The following is an 18,522-nucleotide window of genomic DNA, read 5'->3' as shown; positions in this document are numbered from 1 at the left end:
CGGAAGGGGTGTGTCCGATCTTCACCCGTGTGTGCTTCCCCTCTGCCAACCAGATACCCACCGCACCCCTCGGGAAAGCGGCCGGATGTATGGTCGAGCGAGTCAATACCCGATCGTGACCGTTCCTCCTGGACGGATCGTCGGACAGCGGATCAGAACGGCAGGAAGTGGGATGTCAGTGACCAGTGGGACCGGCGCTGCCGAGCAGCTCGAGGTGTGGATCGATCAGGACCTCTGCACCGGTGACGGGATCTGCGTCCAGTACGCACCGGAGGTCTTCGAGCTGGACATCGACGGGCTGGCCTATGTGAAGGGCGAGGACGACGAGTTGCGCCAGCAGCCGGGTCAGAGCGTCCCGGTGCCGCTGACGCTGCTTCAGGACGTGGTCGACTCGGTGCGCGACTGCCCGGGCGACTGCATCCACGTCCGCCGGGCCGCGGACCGCGTCGAGGTCTACGGCCCGGACGCGGAGTGAAGTGAACGGGCCGGCCGGTGGCGGGCCCGCCGGCCGGGCACCGGCCCGCCGGAGCGCACTCGGTCGGGTCGGCGCCGTTCGAACGTGAGGTCGGCGCCGGTGCTCCGGCCCGCAGGGCGTCCCGAAGAGTCTTCTGACACCCCGTCAGGCTGCGGCCGACGGGGTGTCGTGCTGGGTCCGCTGGTAGCCGGCGCCCTGCCGGGTCCAGTCGAACTGCACGTTCAGATCCGGGCAGCAGCGCGGTACGTCGTTCGTGGAGTAGCCCTTGGCGAGGGCCGTGACGGCGCCGTCGGAGCGCAGCGCGAGGCGGGTGACGGTGAAGCCCTCCTGCCAGCGCAGCAGGGTGTCGTGCACGACGGGGTGCCCGTCGGGGCCGGCCACGAGGATGAAGACACCGTCGGGGGCGGAGCCGCCGCCGGCCTGGCAGTGCGCGGCGGCCACCGTGACCGGGGTGCCGTCGCCGAGGTCGGCGGCGAAGCTGACCGAGACCGCGGTGGGCAGCGGGCCGCAGTCCAACGGGAGCTGGGCCTGCGCGGCGTCCGGCGCCTGGCCGGCCGGCAGGGCGTGCGGCCGACCGCTGGCGCTGCCTGCGGCGCTCCGGGCCGTGGGGGCGACGCCGGGGGCGGCGGCCATCGTGCCGGCCACCAGGGCGGCGCACGCGGCGGCCACCGCGCCCCATCTCCAGGGGCCCGAGCGGGCGGCCGCGCCGGGTTCCGGCCGGCCCGCGGGCGACTGGGTCGTGTGTGCCAGATCGAGCGCCGCGTCCGCTGCGTCCGCCAAGAGGTCCCCTCCACCAACCGGGGTGAACGTGTGTGGGCAGCATCGTCGCACATCACCGGGCCAGGGCCCGCACGGGGGGCTGTCCGGGGCCGCCCGCAAAAACCGGCGGGGCGGCGCTCCCCACACACAGGTGGGCAGCGCCGCCCCGCGGGCGGACGGTGTGTCAGTCCTGGTCGATCACCGGGGTGGCTTCCCGGGCGGCGGCGCGGGCGGCGGCCCGCTCGGCCAGGGTGGGCTCGGGTGCCCCGTTGTCGTAGTCTTCGCCGTAGGCGCCCTTGGCGGGGCGGCGGCGGCGCAGCGGCGGCTCGACGCCGTCGGCGAGCCGACGGGAGGTGAGCAGGAAGCCGGTGTGGCCGATCATCCGGTGGTCCGGGCGGACCGCCAGGCCCTCCACGTGCCAGGTGCGGACCATGGTCTCCCAGGACTGCGGCTCGGTGAAGTTGCCGTGCTCGCGCAGCGCCTCGACGGTGCGCGAGAGCTGCGTGGTGGTGGCCACGTAGCAGCAGATCAGGCCGCCGGGGACGAGCGCCTTGGCGGCGACGTCCAGGCACTCCCAGGGCGCCAGCATGTCCAGGATGATCCGGTCGACCTCGGACTCCACCAGGTTGTCCTGGAGGTCCCCGACCGTGAGCTTCCAGGCCGGGTGCGGGCCGCCGAAGTAGCGCTCGACGTTCTTGCGGGCGATGTCCGCGAAGTCCTCGCGGCGCTCGTAGGAGGCGAGCATGCCGGTGTCGCCGACCGCGCGCAGCAGGTAGGTGCTCAGCGCACCGGAGCCGACACCCGCCTCCACCACCCTGGCGCCGGCGAAGATGTCGGCCATGGCCAGGATCTGCCCCGCGTCCTTCGGGTAGATCACGGCCGCACCACGCGGCATGGACAGGACGTAGTCGGGGAGCAGGGGGCGCAGCGCGAGATAGGGAACGTTCCCCGTGGTGCGCACGACAGTGCCCTCGGGGGCACCGATCAGCTCGTCGTGGGGGAACGCACCCTTGTGGGTGTGGAAGTTCTTCCCGGCTTCGAGCGTGAACGTGTAGTGACGGCCCTTGGGGTCGGTCAGCTGTACCTGGTCCCCGACCGTGAATGGCCCCCGCCTGCGGGTGGCACCGGTCGGTTCGGACATGCGGACAATCCTATCCCGACCCGCGCACCGCTCCGCGCCGCCCGTCGGCGCACCCCGGCGGCCGGCCGGTGGACGGTCAGCGGCCGGTGAGCACCGCGCTCAGGCGCCGCTCGACGTCGGAGACGGCCAGCACCCCGTAGACCGCGCCGTCCGCCTCCACCACCAGGTACTCGCTGGCGGGCACGCTGCGCAGCGCGGTGAGCAGCTCCTCGCCGTCCAGGTCGGCCGAGATCCGCAGGCCGGGTTCCAGCGAGCGGGCCAGCGGCCCCACCGCAACCCAGGGCCTGCGGTGCTCGGGGACCTGGAGCACCGCGGCCTCCTTGACCAGCGCGATCGGGTCGCCGTGCCCGTCGGCCACCACCACGGCCCCGGCCTGCGCCTCGCGGGCCCGGCGCAGCGCCTCGGCGAGCGGGGTGTCGGCGGGCACCGAGACGGCCCGGCGGGTCAGGCCGCGCACCGCCAGGCCCGGCAGCGCCTCCTTGAGCCGGGCGTTGCGCACCGCGCCACCCGCCCCGTTCCAGATCACCACGGCCAGCACCGCGGCCAGCGCGGAGTCGAGCAGCGACTGGCCACCGCTGCGCTGGCCGTGGTCCTGGGCCGCGGCGATGGCGGGCAGGCCGAACAGCACGGCCAGCGCGAGCACCCGCCCGGCCCAGGCGGCGGCGATGGTGCCGGTCATCGGGCGCCCGGTGATGCCCCAGACCACGGCGCGCAGCATCCGCCCGCCGTCCAGCGGCAGGCCTGGCAGCAGGTTGAAGACGGCGACCACCAGGTTGGCGACCATCAGGCCGGCCAGCAGCACGCCGGGCACGGTCTCCAGCTCGACCAGGTCCAGGAAGAGCCAGCAGATCCCGCCGAGCACCAGCGAGAGCAGTGGACCGACGAAGGCCAGCCAGAACTCGCGGCCCGGGGTCTCGGCCTCCTTCTCGATCTCGGAGACGCCGCCGAAGAACTGCAGCTGGATCCGGCGCACGCCGAGCTTGTAGCGCAGCGCCACCACGGTGTGGGCGAGCTCGTGGACCAGGACGGAGGCGTAGAAGGCGATCGCGAAGGAGAGCGCGATCAGGTAGCGGGTGAAGCCGAGGTCCGGCAGCACGTTGCTGAGCTGGTCGCCGAAGAGCCAGGTGATCAGGGCGGCGATCAGGAACCAGGTGGGGGTGACGTAGATCGGCACGCCGAAGGGGCGGCCCACCAGGATGGCGCCGGTCGGCCGGTCCGGCTGCTTGGCCTTCTTCGGCCCGTCCGGGCCGGCCGGCTGCTGTGGCTGCTGGGAGGTCTGCTGCCCCGTGGTGTCGCTCACCGTGACCCCTTCAGGTCGTCGTCCCCGCCGTGCCCCCGGCCACAGCGGACGGGAGGCTGCCCACGCTACGTGATCTCGAACCACGATGGCCTGACTGCCCCCTTGTCATCCTTGTACCCGCTTTCCGGCCTTTCGGTCCGCGGCACCGCGTTCCGGAGCTCCGCCCGCTCGTGGCCCCCGGATGCGGGCCCGACCCCATAGGGTCTTGGGTATGCAGCAGACCGAGACCGCCCGCCCGGCCGTTCCGCCGAGTGGCCTCTCCCCCTCCCGTGCCGGGGATTTCCTGACCTGCCCACTGCTCTACCGGCTGCGGGTGATCGACAAGCTGCCGGAGCCGCCGAGCCCGGCCGCCACCAAGGGCACCCTGGTGCACGCGGTGCTGGAGCGGCTCTTCGACCACCCGGCCGCCGAGCGCACCCCCGAGCGGGCGCTGGCGCTGCTGCGCCCGCAGTGGGAGCGCCTGCTGGGCGAACGGCCCGAGCTGGGCGAGCTGTTCCCGCCGGCGTCCGGCGACGGGACGGTGGACACCGAGGCGGTCGGCGAGCAGCTGGCCCGCTGGCTGGCGGAGGCCGAGAAGCTGCTGGGCCAGTGGTTCCGGCTGGAGGACCCCACCCGGCTGGAGCCGGTGGAGCGCGAGCTGTACGTGGAGACCGTGCTCGACTCCGGGCTGAAGCTGCGCGGCTACATCGACCGGGTCGACGTGGCCCCCACCGGCGAGGTGCGGCTGGTGGACTACAAGACCGGCCGGGCGCCCTCGCGGGACTTCGAGGGCAAGGCGATGTTCCAGATGAAGTTCTACGCCCTGGTGGTGTGGCGCTGGAAGGGCGTGATCCCCAAGCGGCTGCAGCTGGTCTACCTCGGCGGGGGCGGCGACGTGGTCAGCTACGACCCGGACGAGGCGGACCTGCGCTCGGTGGAGCGCAAGCTGCTGGCGCTGTGGGAGACGATCAGCCGGGCGGTGGCCACCGGTGAGTTCCCGGCCACCCGCAACCGGCTCTGCGACTGGTGCGATCATCAGGCCAGCTGCCCGGAGTTCGGCGGGACTCCCCCGCCGTACCCGCTGCCGATCCTGCCGCTGCCCTTGGTGCCCGCGGCCCGAACCGTCGAGGATCCCACGGGGGATGCTCGGATGAGCACGATGAGCAAGGAGTCCTAGGGTGACGATCCGTGTGCTGCTGGTCGACGACCAGCCGCTGCTGCGCACCGGCTTCCGGATGATCCTGGAGGCCGAGGCCGACCTCGTGGTGGTGGGCGAGGCGGGGGACGGCCAGCAGGCGCTGGAACAGGTGCGGGCGCTGCAGCCCGACGTGGTGCTGATGGACATCCGGATGCCCCGGATGGACGGGGTGGAGGCGACCCGCCGGATCGTGGGGCCCGGCCGCGACGGCCCGGTGAAGGTGCTCGTGCTGACCACCTTCGACCTGGACGAGTACGTGGTGGAGGCACTGCGGGCCGGCGCCAGCGGGTTCCTGCTCAAGGACGTGCCCGCCGAGGAACTGGTGCAGGCGATCCGGGTGGTGGCCGACGGCGCCGCGATGCTGGCGCCCTCGATCACCCGCCGCCTGCTGGACATGTACGCCACCCGCCTGCCCTCCGGCGACGAGGCGCCCTCGCCGGCGCTCACCACGCTGACCGAGCGGGAGATGGAGGTGCTGCGGCTGGTGGCCAAGGGCCTGTCCAACGCGGAGATCGCCGCCGAGCTGTTCGTCAGCGAGACCACGGTCAAGACCCATGTCGGCCATGTGCTGACCAAGTTGGGCCTGCGCGACCGGGTACAGGCCGCGGTCTTCGCCTACGAGAGCGGACTGGTGCGGCCCGGCGCCGCCTGACCGCTGCTCCGGCCCGTATCGGCGGGGCCCTCCGCTCCTGCGGACGGCCCCGCCGATACGTTTCTCCGCGCTGTTGCGCGCCGTTGCGCGCAGGTCAGCTGCGGCCGAGCTCGGCGAACCGGACGATGGAGGTCGAGTCCACCGCGGTCTCCACGCCGGTGATGTTCTGCCGCGAGACGTAGAGCGCCTTGCTCTGCTCCAGCGGCAGCATCGGCACGTCGACGGCCAGCTGGTTCTGGATGCTGGCGAAGGTACCGGCCGCCTGGGCGCGGTCGGCCTGGCGCTGGCTCTGCGGCAGCAGTTGCTCGCTGATCAGCGGGTCGTCGAAGCCGTTGTGGAACGCCCCGCCGTCGACCACCAGCGGCGCCACGAAGTCCTCGGAGTCCGGGTAGTCGGCGCTCCAGGCGGTGGTGTAGGCCTGGTAGCTGCCCTGCTGCCAGCCCTTCTGGTAGGTCGCCCAGTCGGCGACCTGCTGGGTGTTCACCTGGAACAGCCCGCTCGACTCCAACTGCTTCTTCAGCGCGGCCGGTTCGTCACCCGCGGCGCCGGAGCCGGTCCAGCTGAGGGTGAAGCTGACCGGGGTGGGGATCTTCGCGGCGGCCAGGATCGCCTTGGCCTTGGCCACGTCGGGCTGGCCGTACTTGTCGAAGAAGGCGGTGGTGTGGCCGGCGATGCCCTGCGGGACGAGCGAGTAGAGCGGCTGGACGGTGTTCGCGAAGACGCCGTTGGCGAGCGCCTCGCGGTCGACCAGCTGGGCGATGGCCTGACGCACCGCCTGCTGCCCCATGGTCTGGTCCTTGGTGTTGAAGACCATGAAGCCGCTGTCGCTGCTGTCCACCGGGGTGACGTTGAGGGTGCCCTTGCCGGCCAGCTGGTCGGCCTGCAGCTGGGCGGCCACCTTCGGGTCGAGGCTGTTGTCGGTCAGGTCGACCGCGCCGCTGTCCAGGGCGCTCTTCAGCTGGCCCGGATCGGTGAAGTAGCGGACGTCGATCTTCGAGGTGGTCGGCTTCTCGTCGCCCTGGTACTTCGTGTTGGCCGACAGGCTGATCTTGCTGGGCGCCTTGCCGCCGCCCGCGCTGGTGGTCTCGTCCACCGAGTCGATCTTGTACGGGCCCGAGCCGACCAGCTGGTTGTTGGGCAACTCCTTGTCGGCCGGGAAGACGCTGTGGTCGACGATCGAGCCGGCGGCGCTGGCCAGCTTGTCGGGCAGCACGGCGTCGGGCTCGGAGAGGTGGAAGACCACGTCGCTGTCGCCCTGCGCCTCGACCGACTTGACGGTGGAGAACAGCACGGCCGGACCGCTCGGGTCGTTGATCTTCTTCATCCGGTCCATCGAGAACACCACGTCCTGCGCGGTGAGCGGGTGGCCGTTGGAGAAGGTCAGGTTCGGGCGCAGCGTGCAGTGGTAGGTCATCGCGTCGGCGCTGAACGAGCAGGACTGCGCCGCGTCCGGCTCCGGCGTGGTGGCGCCGACCGGGAGCCGGAGCAGCCCCTGGAAGGTGTTCTCCAGGATCAGCCAGGAACCGTTGTCGTACGCGCCGGCCGGGTCGAGCACGCTGGTGGTGTTCACGGTGCCCAGGGTGATGGCACTGCTGCCGCCGCCGGCCAGTGACTTGACCGAACCGCAGCCGGCCAGGCTGGTGGCCACCAGGGCCGCGCAGCCCAGGGTCACCAGGCGTCCGGGCGCGCGTCGTATGGCTGAACTCATGCGTTCCTTCTCCGTGCGGGCCGGTCGGGATGGAGCCGGCGGGCAGGCCGAAGGGCAGCCCCGGATCAGGGATCGCCCCACACGCTCTGCCCAAGCGTGTCGGGATAGATCGCAGCAGCCTGCCACACGACCGGCCGGTCGTTTGACCGCAGAGCGCATACGGAGTATGAGAAATCGCTGGGAGTTTCAGCGACTTGTCGCCGATGTCCTGTTTCGACCCGAACCGATCGGCCCAGTGGGATGCGGGCTCGGGGTTGCGAGGTGATCAGCGTCACACGCGGGCGGTGACCGCCGAGCGCAGCAGGGCGAGGTCGAGGTCGGCCAGCGAGCGCAGCACGATGCGACCGGGCGCGGCGGCGATCGGCGCCACCGAGGGCACCGCGATCACCGGGCAGCCGGCCGCCTCGCCGGCCGCCACGCCCAGCGGGGCGTCCTCGATCACCACGCAGCGACCGGGCTCGGCGCCGAAACGGCGCACCGCCGTCAGGTACGGCTCCGGGTCCGGCTTGGTGCGGGCCACCTCGTCGCCCGCCACCGAGAAGGCGAACGGGTGGTCGCCGAGGTTCTTCAGCACCAGGTCGATGATCGGCCGGTGCGAGGCGGAGACCAGTGCCGCCGGGATCCGGTGCTCGACCAGCAGCGCGAGCAGCTCGGCGGCCCCGGGCATCAGCGGCGCCCCGCCGTCCAGCAGCTCGACGAAGCGCCGGTTGATCCCGGCGGCGACCTCGGCCGGGTCCAGTTCGAGCCCGGTGGCCGTGAGCAGGATGTCGATCACCCGGCTCATCGGGCCGCCGACCAGCTGCACCCGGTGGGTGTCGTCCAGCGGGTGGCCGAGGTCCGCGAAGAGCGAAGCCTCGGCCTCCCACCAGAAGTGCTCGGTGTCCACCAGCGTGCCGTCCATGTCCACCAGCACCGCCTGCGGGCCCTTGGCGCCCGGGGCACCGAGGTTCGGGATGCTGGTGTCGACGGTCGTCATGCGGGCACGCCCCTTCGCTGCTGGGCCCCGCCGGTGTCACGGGGTCGTCCAGGATACGCGCACCCTGGCGAACGGCGCGCGACCGGTGGATTACCGCGCGTTGAAGTACGTCGCCTCCGGGTGGTGGATGACGATCGCGTCGGTGGACTGCTCGGGGTGCAGCTGGAACTCCTCGGAGAGCACCACGCCGATCCGCTCCGGCTTCAGCAGCTCGGCGATCTTCGCCCGGTCCTCCAGCTCGGGGCAGGCCCCGTAGCCGAGCGAGAAGCGGGCACCGCGGTACTTGAGCTGGAACATGTCGCGGATGTCCTGCGGGTCCTCGTCGCCGAAGCCCAGCTCGAAGCGGACCCGGGCGTGCCAGAACTCGGCCAGCGCCTCGGCGAGTTGGACGGACAGGCCGTGCAGTTCGAGGTAGTCGCGGTAGGCGTTGGCGGCGAACAGCTCGTTGGCCGCCTCGGAGACCCGGTTGCCCATGGTGACCACCTGCAGGCCCACCACGTCGCGCTCGCCGGACTCCTCGGGGCGGAAGTAGTCCGCCAGGCACAGCCGCCGCCCGCGCCGCTGGCGCGGGAAGGTGAAGCGGGTCCGCTCGGTGCCGTCCTCGTGGTAGACGATCAGGTCGTCGCCCTTGGAGTTGGCGGGGTAGTAGCCGTAGATCACGGCCGGCTCCAGCCAGCCCTCGGTCTGCAGCCGGTCCAGCCACATCCGCAGCCGCGGGCGCCCCTCGGTCTCCACCAGCTCCTCGTAGGAGGGCCCCTCGCCGCTGCGCGCGGCCTTCAGGCCCCACTGGCCCTTGAAGAGCGCGTCCTCGTCCAGCCAGGAGGCGTAGTCGGCGAACGGGATGCCCTTGACGATCCGGTCGCCCCAGAACGGCGGCGTGGGCAGCCGGTTGTCCACCGACACGTCGGAGCGGACCTGGCCGAGGTTGACCTCCTCCGGCTCCGTCACCTCCACCCGGGCGTGGCGGCGCTGGCGCAGCTCGGGCAGCGCGGCCCCCGGCACCCCGCGCTTGACCGCGATCAGCGCGTCCATCAGCCGCAGGCCCTCGAAGGCGTCCCGGGCGTAGCGGACCTCGCCCTCGTAGATGGCGTGCAGGTCCTGCTCGACGTAGGCGCGGGTGAGCGCGGCCCCGCCCAGGATCACGGGGTACTGGGCGGCCAGCTTGCGCTGGTTGAGCTCCTCCAGGTTCTCCTTCATGATCACGGTGGACTTGACGAGCAGTCCGGACATCCCGATCACATCGGCCTGGTGCTCCTGGGCGGCCTCCAGGATCGCCGAGACCGGCTGCTTGATGCCAAGGTTGACCACGGTGTAGCCGTTGTTGGACAGGATGATGTCCACCAGGTTCTTGCCGATGTCGTGGACGTCGCCCTTGACGGTGGCCAGCACGATGGTGCCCTTGCCCTCGTCGTCGGACTTCTCCATGTGCGGCTCCAGGTGGGCCACCGCGTTCTTCATCACCTCGGCGGACTGCAGCACGAAGGGCAGCTGCATCTGGCCCGAGCCGAACAGCTCACCGACCGTCTTCATGCCGTCCAGCAGCGTCTGGTTGACGATCTCCAGGGCCGGACGCTGGGTCAGCGCCTCGTCCAGGTCGGCCTCCAGGCCCTCGCGCTCGCCGTCGATGATCCGGCGCTTGAGCCGCTCCTCCAGCGGCAGCGCCGCCAGCTCCTCGGCCCGGGAGGCCGCGCTGGAGGCGGAGGAGACGCCCTCGAAGAGCTGGAGCAGCTTCTGCAGCGGGTCGTAGCCGTCACGGCGGCGGTCGTAGACCAGGTCGAGGGCGACCTCGCGCTGCTCCTCGGGGATCCGGGCGATCGGCAGGATCTTGGAGGCGTGCACGATCGCCGAGTCCAGGCCGGCCTGCACGCACTCGTGCAGGAAGACCGAGTTCAGCACCTGGCGGGCCGCGGGCGACAGGCCGAAGGAGATGTTGGACAGGCCGAGCGTGGTCTGCACGCCCGGGTGGCGGCGCTTGAGCTCGCGGATCGCCTCGATGGTCTCGATGCCGTCGCGGCGCGATTCCTCCTGGCCGGTGCCGAGGGTGAAGGTCAGGCAGTCGACCAGGATCGAGCCCTCCTCGATCCCGTAGTCGCGGGTCAGCTCCTCGATCAGCCGCTCGGCGATCGCCACCTTGGTCTCGGCGGTGCGCGCCTGCCCCTCCTCGTCGATGGTCAGCGCGATCACGCCCGCACCGTGCTCGCGGGCCAGCGAGGCGATCCGGCCGAAGCGGGAGTCGGGGGCGTTGCCGTCCTCGAAGTTGACCGAGTTGAGCACGGCCCGGCCGCCCAGCTGCTCCAACCCGGCGCGCAGCACGGCGGGCTCGGTGGAGTCCAGCACGATCGGCAGGGTGGAGGCGGTGGCCAGCCGGCCGGCGATCTCGCGCATGTCGGCCACCCCGTCGCGCCCGACGTAGTCGACGCACAGGTCCAGCAGGTGCGAGCCGTCGCGGATCTGGCCGCGCGCGATCTCCACGCAGGCCTGCCAGTCGCCGGCCAGCATCGAGTCGCGGAACTTCTTGGAGCCGTTGGCGTTGGTGCGCTCGCCGATCGCCAGGTAGGAGGTGTCCTGGCGGAACGGGACGGACTGGTAGAGCGAGGCGGCGGCCGGCTCGGGGCGCGGGTCGCGCCGGACGACCTCCCGGCCGCGCACCCGCTCGACCACCTGGCGCAGGTGCTCGGGGGTGGTGCCGCAGCAGCCGCCGACCAGCGCGAGGCCGTACTCGCGGGTGAAGGTGTCGTGCGCGTCGGCCAGCTCGGCGGGGGTCAGCGGGTAGTGCGCGCCGTCCTTGCCGAGCACCGGCAGGCCCGCGTTCGGCATGCAGGAGAGCCCGATCCGGGCGTTCTTGGCCAGGTAGCGCAGGTGCTCGCTCATCTCGGCCGGGCCGGTGGCGCAGTTCAGGCCGATGTAGTCGATGCCCAGCGGCTCCAGCGCGGTCAGCGCGGCGCCGATCTCGGAGCCGAGCAGCATGGTGCCGGTGGTCTCCACCGTCACCGAGCAGATCACCGGCACGTCCAGGCCGGCCTCGGCGAGCGCCGCCTTGCAGCCCAGGATGGCCGCCTTGGTCTGCAGCAGGTCCTGGCTGGTCTCCACCAGCAGCGCGTCCGCACCGCCGGCCAGCAGGCCGGCTGCGTTCTGCTGGAATCCCTCGCGGACCAGCTCGAAGGTGGTGTGCCCCAGGGTCGGCAGCTTGGTGCCGGGGCCGATCGAGCCGAGCACCCAGCGCGGGTGGTCCTCGGTGCTGAAGGAGTCCGCCACCTCGCGCGCGATCCGGGCACCGGCCTCGGCCAGCTCGAAGATCCGCTCGGGGATGTCGTACTCCCCCAGCGCCGCGTAGTTGGTGCCGAAGGTGTTCGTCTCCACGCAGTCCACGCCGACCGAGAAGTACGCCTCGTGCACCCCGCGCACGATGTCGGGCCGGGTGACGTTCAGGATCTCGTTGCAGCCCTCCAGGTCCTGGAAATCCGCGAGGGTCGGATTCTGCGCCTGCAGCATCGTGCCCATCGCGCCGTCGGCGACGACGACCCGGCTGGCGAGGGCTTCGCGCAGCGCGGTGGCGCGGGCTTGCTGGGCGGCTGACTGGGCAGCTGAGGGGACACTGGTGGCCATGGGGCTACTCCCTGGGTGCGACGGCTGTCGGCTATGCGGTCCCCTCCGAACGGGGACGCACCCCGTCAGCGTATCCGGCTCGGGCACCGTCCATCGCGGGCATTCCGAATCGTGGGCCATCGGGGTGAGTCCGGGAACCGCGGCGACGGTTCGCGTGAGGACGGCGGACGGGCTGTGGCAGGTCCGCGCCGGCCTGGCCGGCAGGGGTCGCCGGGGCGGCCGGAGGCCGGTCGCACGGCTGGTCGCACGCCAGGTCGCACGGCCGAGGGCCGGTCCGGCGGGGTCGGCGCGGCAGCCGGGTAGCGTGGCCGGCATGTCTGCTGATCCTCCGATGGTGATACCGCGTCAGTCCGCTGCGGGCGGACTCGTCTTCGAAGGGCTCACCTACGCGGTGGAGCCCGGGTTCCGGCCGCTGCTGCTCGATCTGCACCTGCCACCGGCCCCGGCCGACGGCGCCGCGGTGCCGCTGGTGGTCTGGGTGCACGGTGGCGGCTTCCACTCCGGCGACCGCCGCCACCCGCCGGAGACGGTGCCGCCCGGGGCGCTGTGGGCGGCGCTGACCGGGGCCGGGATCGCGGTCGCCACGGTCGACTACCGGCTCTCCGGCGAGGCCCGGTTCCCGGCACAACTGGCCGACCTGACAGCGGCGTTGGCTTTCCTGCGGCGCAACGCGGCGACGCTCGGGCTGGACGGCGGGCGGATCGCGCTGTGGGGCGAGTCGGCGGGGGCGGCGCTCGCGGCGCTGGCGGCGTTCGCCGATGCGCGCGGCGCCGGCGAACGCTCGGCCGAGGGGGCGGACGGCGCGAAGGGCGTGGCCGCCCTGGTGCTGTGGTACCCGATCACCGACCTGTCGGTCCGCTCACCCCTGGACCCGGACTCCAGCGAGGGGCGGCTGCTCGGCGGCGCACCGCGCGAGCTGGCCCGACTCGCCGCGCAGGCAAGCCCGGTGGCGCAGGTGCCGGCCGACCCGCCGCCGGCGCTGCTGATCCACGGCCTGGCCGACGTGACGGTGCCGAGCGCGCACAGCGAGCGGCTGCACGAGGAGCTGCTCAAGGCGGGCGGGCGCGCCGAACTGCGCCTGGTGCCGGGTGCGGCGCACATCTTCGCGGGCTGTCCGGACGTACCGGCGCTGGTGACCGCCTCGGTGCGGTTCCTGGCCCGCGAACTGGGGTGCTGACCGCTCCGGGGGACCGAGCGCACCGCGGGTCGAGGGCCGAGCACGCCGGGGCCGAGCACGCCGCCGGGCCCGTCGGCAGTGGCCGTCGGGCCCCGGCGGCGTCCGGGCTCAGCTGAAGTCGAGCTCGCCCGTGCGGGTGCGCTTCAGCTCGAAGAACTTCGGGAAACCGGCCAGCAGGCGGGCGCCGTCGAAGACCTTGACGGCCTCCTCGCCGCGCGGGATCGCGGTCAGCACCGGGCCGAAGAAGGCCACCCCGTCGATGTGGATGGTCGGGGTGCCGACGTCCTCGCCGACCGCGTCCATGCCCTCGTGGTGGCTGCGCTTGAGCGCCTCGTCCCACTCGGTGCTGTTCGCGGCGGCGGCCAGCTCGGCCGGCAGGCCGACCTCGGCCAGCGCCTGCGGGATGACCTCGGAGTAGTCCTTGTTGTCCCCGTTGTGGATCCGGGTGCCCAGCGCGGTGTAGAGGTCGCGCAGCACCTTCGGGCCCTGCTGCTCGGCGGCGGCGATGCAGACCCGGACCGGGCCCCAGCCGCGGCCCAGCAGCTCCTTGTACTGCTCGGACAGGTCCTCGCGGCCGTCGTTCAGCACGGACAGGCTCATCACCCGGAAGTTGAGGTCCAGGTCGCGGTGCTTCTCCACCTCCAGGATCCAGCGGGAGGAGATCCAGGCGAAGGGGCAGATCGGGTCGAAGTAGAAGTCGACCTTGGTCGTCGGGCTCTGGTCGGAAGTCGTCATGGGCCCAACGATAGGACGCTGGTCCGACGTCCGGCACCGGCCGTCGATTTTCGGCCACCGGCCGACGGGCAGCCGCCGCGCACTGCGTTCGGTGGGTGCCCCGGCCTCGGGCCGGACCCGTGACCACGGCGACGGGGCACGGGGAAAACCAGTTGCCACCGAGCGCCCGTGCTGTTCTGCTGACCGCATGGATGCTGCGCACGTGCTGGCCAGATTCGACCGTGAGGCCCGTCAGGAGATGCCGCCGGACGGGCCGGGCGCCGTGGTCGAGCGGGTCGGTGGCGTGGTGCGCCAGGACGGCGGGGAGCACGGCTGGTCCGCCGTCCTCTGGTCGGACCTGGACGAGGCCGGTGCCGACGCGGCGATCGCCGAGCAGGTGGCCTACTTCGGCGCACTGGGCCGGGAGTTCGAGTGGAAGCACTACAGCCACGACCGCCCCGCCGACCTGGCCGACCGGCTGCGCGCGGCCGGCCTGGTCCCCGAGCCGGCCGAGACGCTGATGGTGGCCGAGGCCGCTGCCCTGACCGGCGAGGTCGAGCTGCCGCAGGGGATCCGGCTGCGCACCGAGACCGACCGGACGGGCATCGACCTGCTGGCCCGGGCCCACGAGCAGGCCTTCGAGAGCGACGGCTCGCACCTCACCCGGCGACTGCTCGACCAACTGGCCGAGGCCCCGCAGACGCTCGCCGTGGTGGTCGCGCTGGCCGGCGACGAGCCGGTCTGCGGCGCCCGGCTGGAGATGCTGCCGGGCAGCTCGTTCGCCGGCCTGTGGGGCGGCGGCACCGCGCCCGAGTGGCGCGGGCGCGGCATCTACCGGGCGCTGGTGGCCCACCGCGCGCGACTGGCGGTCGAGCGCGGCTACCGCTACCTCCAGGTGGACGCCTCCGACCAGAGCCGCCCGATCCTGGCCCGGCTCGGCTTCACCGCGCTCAGCGTCACCACACCCTTCATCTGTCAGCCGTGAGGCCTCGCCGACAGCCGTGAGCCTCGGACACGCATCGCGGTCGAACCACTACGATGCGTGGCCATGAGCTCTCCGTGCCACCGCACGAGCCGCCGCGGACTGGCTGCTCTCGCCGCACTCCCCCTGCTGTTCCTGGCCGTCGCACCACGCGCCGCGGCCGCGCCCACCGGCTATGTGGCGCTCGGCGACTCCTACGCCGCCGGCGTCGCCGCCGGCTCCTACGACCCGGCCAGCGGCGACTGCCACCGCAGCACCCGGGCGTACCCGGCGCTGTGGGCCGCGGCCCACCCGGGCGGCGCGTTCACCGACCGCGCCTGCAGTTCGGCGACCACCGACGACGTCCGCACCGGCCAGCTCCCCCAACTGCCCGCCGGCACCGGCGAGGTGACGCTGACCGTGGGCGGCAACGACCTCGACTTCAGCGACGCGGTGGTCCACTGCCTGCAGCCGCTGACCACCGAGAGCGCCTGCAACGGCGCACTGGACCACAGCGCGCAGCTGCTGCGCGACACCCTGCCGGGCAAGTACGACCAGCTGCTCGGTGCGATCGCGCAGGCGGCGCCGGGCGCCCGGGTGGTGGTCACCGGCTATCCGCACCTGCTCCAGGCCAAGGCGGCCGGCACCTGCTGGGCGGGCACCGAATCGCGCCGGGCGCGCTTCAACCAGCTGACCGACCGGCTCGACGAGCTGATCCAGCAGCAGGCCGGCGCGCACCACGCGCGGTTCGCCGACCCGCGGGCCGCCTTCGACGGGCACGGCGTGTGCGCGCCGGGCGGCTCCGAGTGGATCACCGGCATCGTGCTGCTGCACCTGTGGGAGTCCTTCCACCCCACCTCCGAGGGCCAGGCGCACGGCTACCTCCCGGCAGTGTCGGACGCCTTGGGCGGCTGACGGCCCGCGCGGCGGGGCCGTCCCGGGGCTGCCCCGGGGCAGCCCCGGGCGGACCGCGCGGGGTGACCCGCGCGCGATAACCAGTGGCACTCGTGGGACGGGCGGCCGAGACTGTCCGCACGCATGTCCCCACGGCCCCCGCAGGCCGGTGGCCCGTCGGGATCGGCGCGCTTCAAAGCCCGTAGGCTGGGCAGGTAGGGTCCGTGGAACGGAGCGTTCCACGTGAGGAGAGCAGTCGGCAGCCGGTCGTCCGCAACTGCCCGCAGGGTCGCCGTGAACCGGTCCCGGGGCGGCAGAGGCGGTCGCGCCGGCCGGAGGGAGACGCTGGGTGATCGAGCTGGAAGATGTTCCCGAGTTGATCGCCCCGGTCATGGTCTGTGCCTTCGAAGGCTGGAACGACGCGGGCGACGCCGCCTCCACGGCGGTCGGACAACTGGACGAGACCTGGGGCGGCAAGGTGTTCGCCGCCCTGGACGCGGAGGACTACTACGACTTCCAGGTCAACCGGCCCACGGTCTGGTTGGACGGCGGCGTGCGCCGGATCACCTGGCCGACCACCCGGCTCTCGGTGGTCCGGCTGACCGACCCCACCCCGCGGGACCTGGTCCTGGTGCGCGGGATCGAGCCGAGCATGCGCTGGCGCTCGTTCTGCAACGAGTTGCTGGCCTTCGCACACGAGCTGGGAGTGGAGCTGGTGGTGATCCTCGGCGCCCTGCTCGGGGACACCCCGCACACCCGCCCGGTGCCGGTCAGCGGTGTCACCTCGGACGCGGACCTGGCCCGGCGGCTGGACCTGGAGGAGAGCCGCTACGAGGGGCCGACCGGCATCGTCGGCGTGCTCCAGGAAGCGTGCGCGCACGCGGGCGTGCCCGCGGTGACGCTCTGGGCCGCGGTGCCGCACTACGTGGCGCAGCCGCCGAACCCGAAGGCGACGCTGGCGCTGCTGAACAAGCTGGAGGACCTGCTCGACCTGCGGATCCCGCCGGGTGAACTGCCCGAGGACGCCCGGGCCTGGCAGCTGGGCGTGGACCAACTGGCCGCCGAGGACAGCGAGGTGGCCGAGTACGTGCAGCAGCTGGAGGAGGCGCAGGACACCGCCGAGCTGCCGGAGGCCAGCGGCGAGGCGATCGCGCGGGAGTTCGAGCGCTATCTGCGCCGCCGGGACAACCAGGGCCCGGCGGGCGAGAAGCCGGTGGCCGGGCGGGCGATCGCGGAACGCGGGGCCGACGGCCCCAGCGGCCCGAGCACCGGCGGCACCGAGCCGGACGCGGACGCGGACGCGGACGAGCAGCACGGCGGCGAGCACCGCGCGGGCGACGGCGAGGCCGGCGACGAGGGGGCCGAGGGCGGCGCGAGCGACGGGCCGGACGGCAGAGGAACCGACGGTGCGGATCGGGACGGCGCCGGCGCGGACGGCGCGGACACCAACGGCGCGGGGGCGGACGGGGCCGACGGCAAGGGCAGCACCCGCTGAGCACGGGTCAGCAGCCGGCTGCTTGCGGTCGATGACCGGCGTCGGGCAGCCGCCGGTCATCGACCGCGACCAGTCCACCCGTCAGGACCGATACCTGTCAAGGGTCTAGACCATTTTCCGCCATGGGCGGCGTGCCGGTCCGCACCGGTCGGCGGGGCCGGGCCGGCGGGTCGGCCCGGGGGCGGCGCCGGCGGTGCGGGGGCCTGGGCGGCGGGGCGGCGGCTGGTCCGGCGGGGCCTGGCCTGGCGGGTTCGGGCCCGCCTCGTCCGTCCCACCTGCGGAGTACCGTGGAGGTCCGAACCGGTGCGGGCCGAGGTGATCAGCCATGTTGATCCTGGATGCGATCCTGGGGGCGATCGGCGTACTCGTCGTGCTGGGCGCGGCCTGGGGGGCACTGAGCATCCGGGTGGTGCAGCAGTTCCAGCGCGGTGTGGTGTTCCGCTTCGGCAAGGTCCGCTCCCAGATCCGTGATCCCGGCCTGGTGATGCTGCTGCCGGTGGCCGACCGGATCCGCCGGGTGAATGTCCAGATCGTCACCATGCCGATCCCGGGGCAGGAGGGCATCACCCGCGACAACGTGACGGTCCGGGTGGATGCGGTCGTCTACTTCCGGGTGGTCGACCCGGTGCGCGCCACCGTCAACGTGCAGGACTACCAGTTCGCCATCTCCCAGGTCGCCCAGACCTCGCTGCGTTCGATCATCGGCAAGAGCGAGCTCGACGACCTGCTGGCCAACCGCGAGCCGATCAACCAGGGCCTGGAACTGATGCTGGACAGCCCCGCACTCGGCTGGGGCATCGAGATCGACCGGGTGGAGATCAAGGACGTCGCGCTGCCCGAGTCGATGAAGCGCTCGATGGCCCGGCAGGCCGAGGCCGACCGCGAGCGGCGGGCCCGGATCATCACGGCGGACGGCGAGTTCCAGGCCTCCAAGCAGCTCTCCGAGGCGGCCGCGATCATGAGCGCCACCCCGGCCGCGCTCCAACTGCGGCTGCTGCAGACCGTGGTGGAGGTGGCCGCCGAGAAGAACTCGACGCTGGTGCTGCCGTTCCCGGTCGAGCTGCTGCGGTTCCTGGACAGCTCGACGAAGAACCAGGAGGCCCAGCGCGAGCGGACCGCCGAGCCGGCCACTGCTCCGGCCGCGCCGGATTCCCCCGAGCCTGCGGATCTGCCACCGGTGGAGGTGCCGCCCGCGGCGGCCGTGGAGGTGCCACCGGTGGAGGTGCCGCCCGTGCAGGTGCCGCCCGTGCCATCCGTGCCGCCGGTGCCGGTGGCGTCGGTGGAGGTGCCCGGTCAGGAGGCGCTGGAGTTCGGTGCGCTCACCGTCCCGGGCTCGAACGGCCACCGTCCGGCCCGGGGGCCCGGCGCGCCCAACGGCAGCGGCGCCGCGGGCCCGGACACCGGGCGGTAGGTAGACCCACCGCGGTGCCGGGCCGCGGCGCCGAAGGTCAGCGTCACAGCCGGTGGGTCGGGACGGGTGCGTCAGC

15 protein-coding genes are annotated in these 18,522 nt (G+C 72.9%); 8 read left to right on the top strand and 7 right to left on the bottom strand.

Annotation, left to right across the window (positions count from 1 at the left end):
* The first annotated feature begins 172 nt into the window (after window positions 1-172).
* Window positions 173-475, top strand: a complete 303-nt coding sequence (locus OG500_RS30310; protein ID WP_327070019.1) for a ferredoxin — start codon at window positions 173-175, stop codon at window positions 473-475.
* A 144-nt stretch (window positions 476-619) separates the two neighbouring features.
* Here OG500_RS30310 and OG500_RS30305 read toward each other — a convergent pair whose 3' ends face one another.
* From OG500_RS30305 to OG500_RS30295, 3 genes are all read right to left on the bottom strand, one after another.
* A complete protein-coding gene (locus tag OG500_RS30305) occupies window positions 620-1,255 on the bottom strand; it encodes a hypothetical protein (RefSeq protein WP_329584660.1) in 636 nt (211 codons plus the stop codon).
* Window positions 1,256-1,418: 163 nt separating this feature from the next.
* Entirely contained in the window at window positions 1,419-2,375 is a 957-nt protein-coding gene (locus OG500_RS30300; RefSeq protein ID WP_327070017.1) for a tRNA (adenine-N1)-methyltransferase, read from the bottom strand.
* 76 nt (window positions 2,376-2,451) lie between these two features.
* Window positions 2,452-3,675 (bottom strand): site-2 protease family protein, encoded by a 1,224-nt coding sequence (locus OG500_RS30295; protein WP_327070016.1) that lies wholly within the window; start codon window positions 3,673-3,675, stop codon window positions 2,452-2,454.
* A 211-nt stretch (window positions 3,676-3,886) separates the two neighbouring features.
* Here OG500_RS30295 and OG500_RS30290 point away from each other — a divergent pair, with 211 nt between their 5' ends.
* The gene (locus OG500_RS30290; RefSeq protein ID WP_327070015.1) at window positions 3,887-4,831 is read left to right on the top strand and encodes a RecB family exonuclease; all 945 of its coding nucleotides are present in this window, start codon (window positions 3,887-3,889) and stop codon (window positions 4,829-4,831) included.
* A gap of 1 nt (window position 4,832) precedes the next feature.
* A complete protein-coding gene (locus tag OG500_RS30285; RefSeq protein WP_327070014.1) occupies window positions 4,833-5,504 on the top strand; it encodes a response regulator transcription factor in 672 nt (223 codons plus the stop codon).
* Between the two features lie 94 nt (window positions 5,505-5,598).
* On the opposite strand, the gene OG500_RS30280 is transcribed toward OG500_RS30285, so the two are convergent.
* From OG500_RS30280 to metH, 3 genes are all read right to left on the bottom strand, one after another.
* Complete coding sequence (locus tag OG500_RS30280) at window positions 5,599-7,212, bottom strand: ABC transporter substrate-binding protein (RefSeq protein WP_329584657.1); 1,614 nt, start codon at window positions 7,210-7,212, stop codon at window positions 5,599-5,601.
* Between the two features lie 271 nt (window positions 7,213-7,483).
* Window positions 7,484-8,188: an HAD family hydrolase gene (locus OG500_RS30275; RefSeq protein WP_327070012.1), complete on the bottom strand. Its 705-nt coding sequence runs from the start codon at window positions 8,186-8,188 to the stop codon at window positions 7,484-7,486.
* 90 nt (window positions 8,189-8,278) lie between these two features.
* Complete coding sequence (metH, locus tag OG500_RS30270) at window positions 8,279-11,794, bottom strand: methionine synthase (RefSeq protein WP_327070011.1); 3,516 nt, start codon at window positions 11,792-11,794, stop codon at window positions 8,279-8,281.
* A gap of 313 nt (window positions 11,795-12,107) precedes the next feature.
* Here metH and OG500_RS30265 point away from each other — a divergent pair, with 313 nt between their 5' ends.
* Window positions 12,108-12,971, top strand: coding sequence for an alpha/beta hydrolase (locus OG500_RS30265; protein WP_329584654.1), 864 nt, complete (start codon window positions 12,108-12,110; stop codon window positions 12,969-12,971).
* A gap of 108 nt (window positions 12,972-13,079) precedes the next feature.
* Here OG500_RS30265 and OG500_RS30260 read toward each other — a convergent pair whose 3' ends face one another.
* The gene (locus tag OG500_RS30260) at window positions 13,080-13,706 is read right to left on the bottom strand and encodes a mycothiol-dependent nitroreductase Rv2466c family protein (RefSeq protein WP_329584652.1); all 627 of its coding nucleotides are present in this window, start codon (window positions 13,704-13,706) and stop codon (window positions 13,080-13,082) included.
* A gap of 187 nt (window positions 13,707-13,893) precedes the next feature.
* Between OG500_RS30260 and OG500_RS30255 the strand changes: the two genes are divergently transcribed.
* The 4 genes from OG500_RS30255 (at window position 13,894) to OG500_RS30240 (ending at window position 18,446) form a co-directional block, all read left to right on the top strand.
* Window positions 13,894-14,670, top strand: a complete 777-nt coding sequence (locus tag OG500_RS30255; protein WP_327070008.1) for a GNAT family N-acetyltransferase — start codon at window positions 13,894-13,896, stop codon at window positions 14,668-14,670.
* A gap of 63 nt (window positions 14,671-14,733) precedes the next feature.
* The gene (locus tag OG500_RS30250; RefSeq protein WP_327070007.1) at window positions 14,734-15,561 is read left to right on the top strand and encodes an SGNH/GDSL hydrolase family protein; all 828 of its coding nucleotides are present in this window, start codon (window positions 14,734-14,736) and stop codon (window positions 15,559-15,561) included.
* A gap of 328 nt (window positions 15,562-15,889) precedes the next feature.
* Window positions 15,890-17,035 carry a PAC2 family protein gene (locus OG500_RS30245; RefSeq protein WP_329584650.1) on the top strand — a complete coding sequence of 382 codons (1,146 nt, stop codon included), beginning with the start codon at window positions 15,890-15,892 and terminating at the stop codon, window positions 17,033-17,035.
* 325 nt (window positions 17,036-17,360) lie between these two features.
* A complete protein-coding gene (locus OG500_RS30240; RefSeq protein ID WP_329584648.1) occupies window positions 17,361-18,446 on the top strand; it encodes a slipin family protein in 1,086 nt (361 codons plus the stop codon).
* Window positions 18,447-18,522 lie beyond the last annotated feature (76 nt).

The sequence above is a fragment of the Kitasatospora sp. NBC_01250 genome, from assembly GCF_036226465.1.
Taxonomy (GTDB): Bacteria; Actinomycetota; Actinomycetes; order Streptomycetales; family Streptomycetaceae; genus Kitasatospora.
Note: the sequence above shows the minus strand (reverse complement) of the source record. Positions and strands in the feature narration are given on the sequence as shown.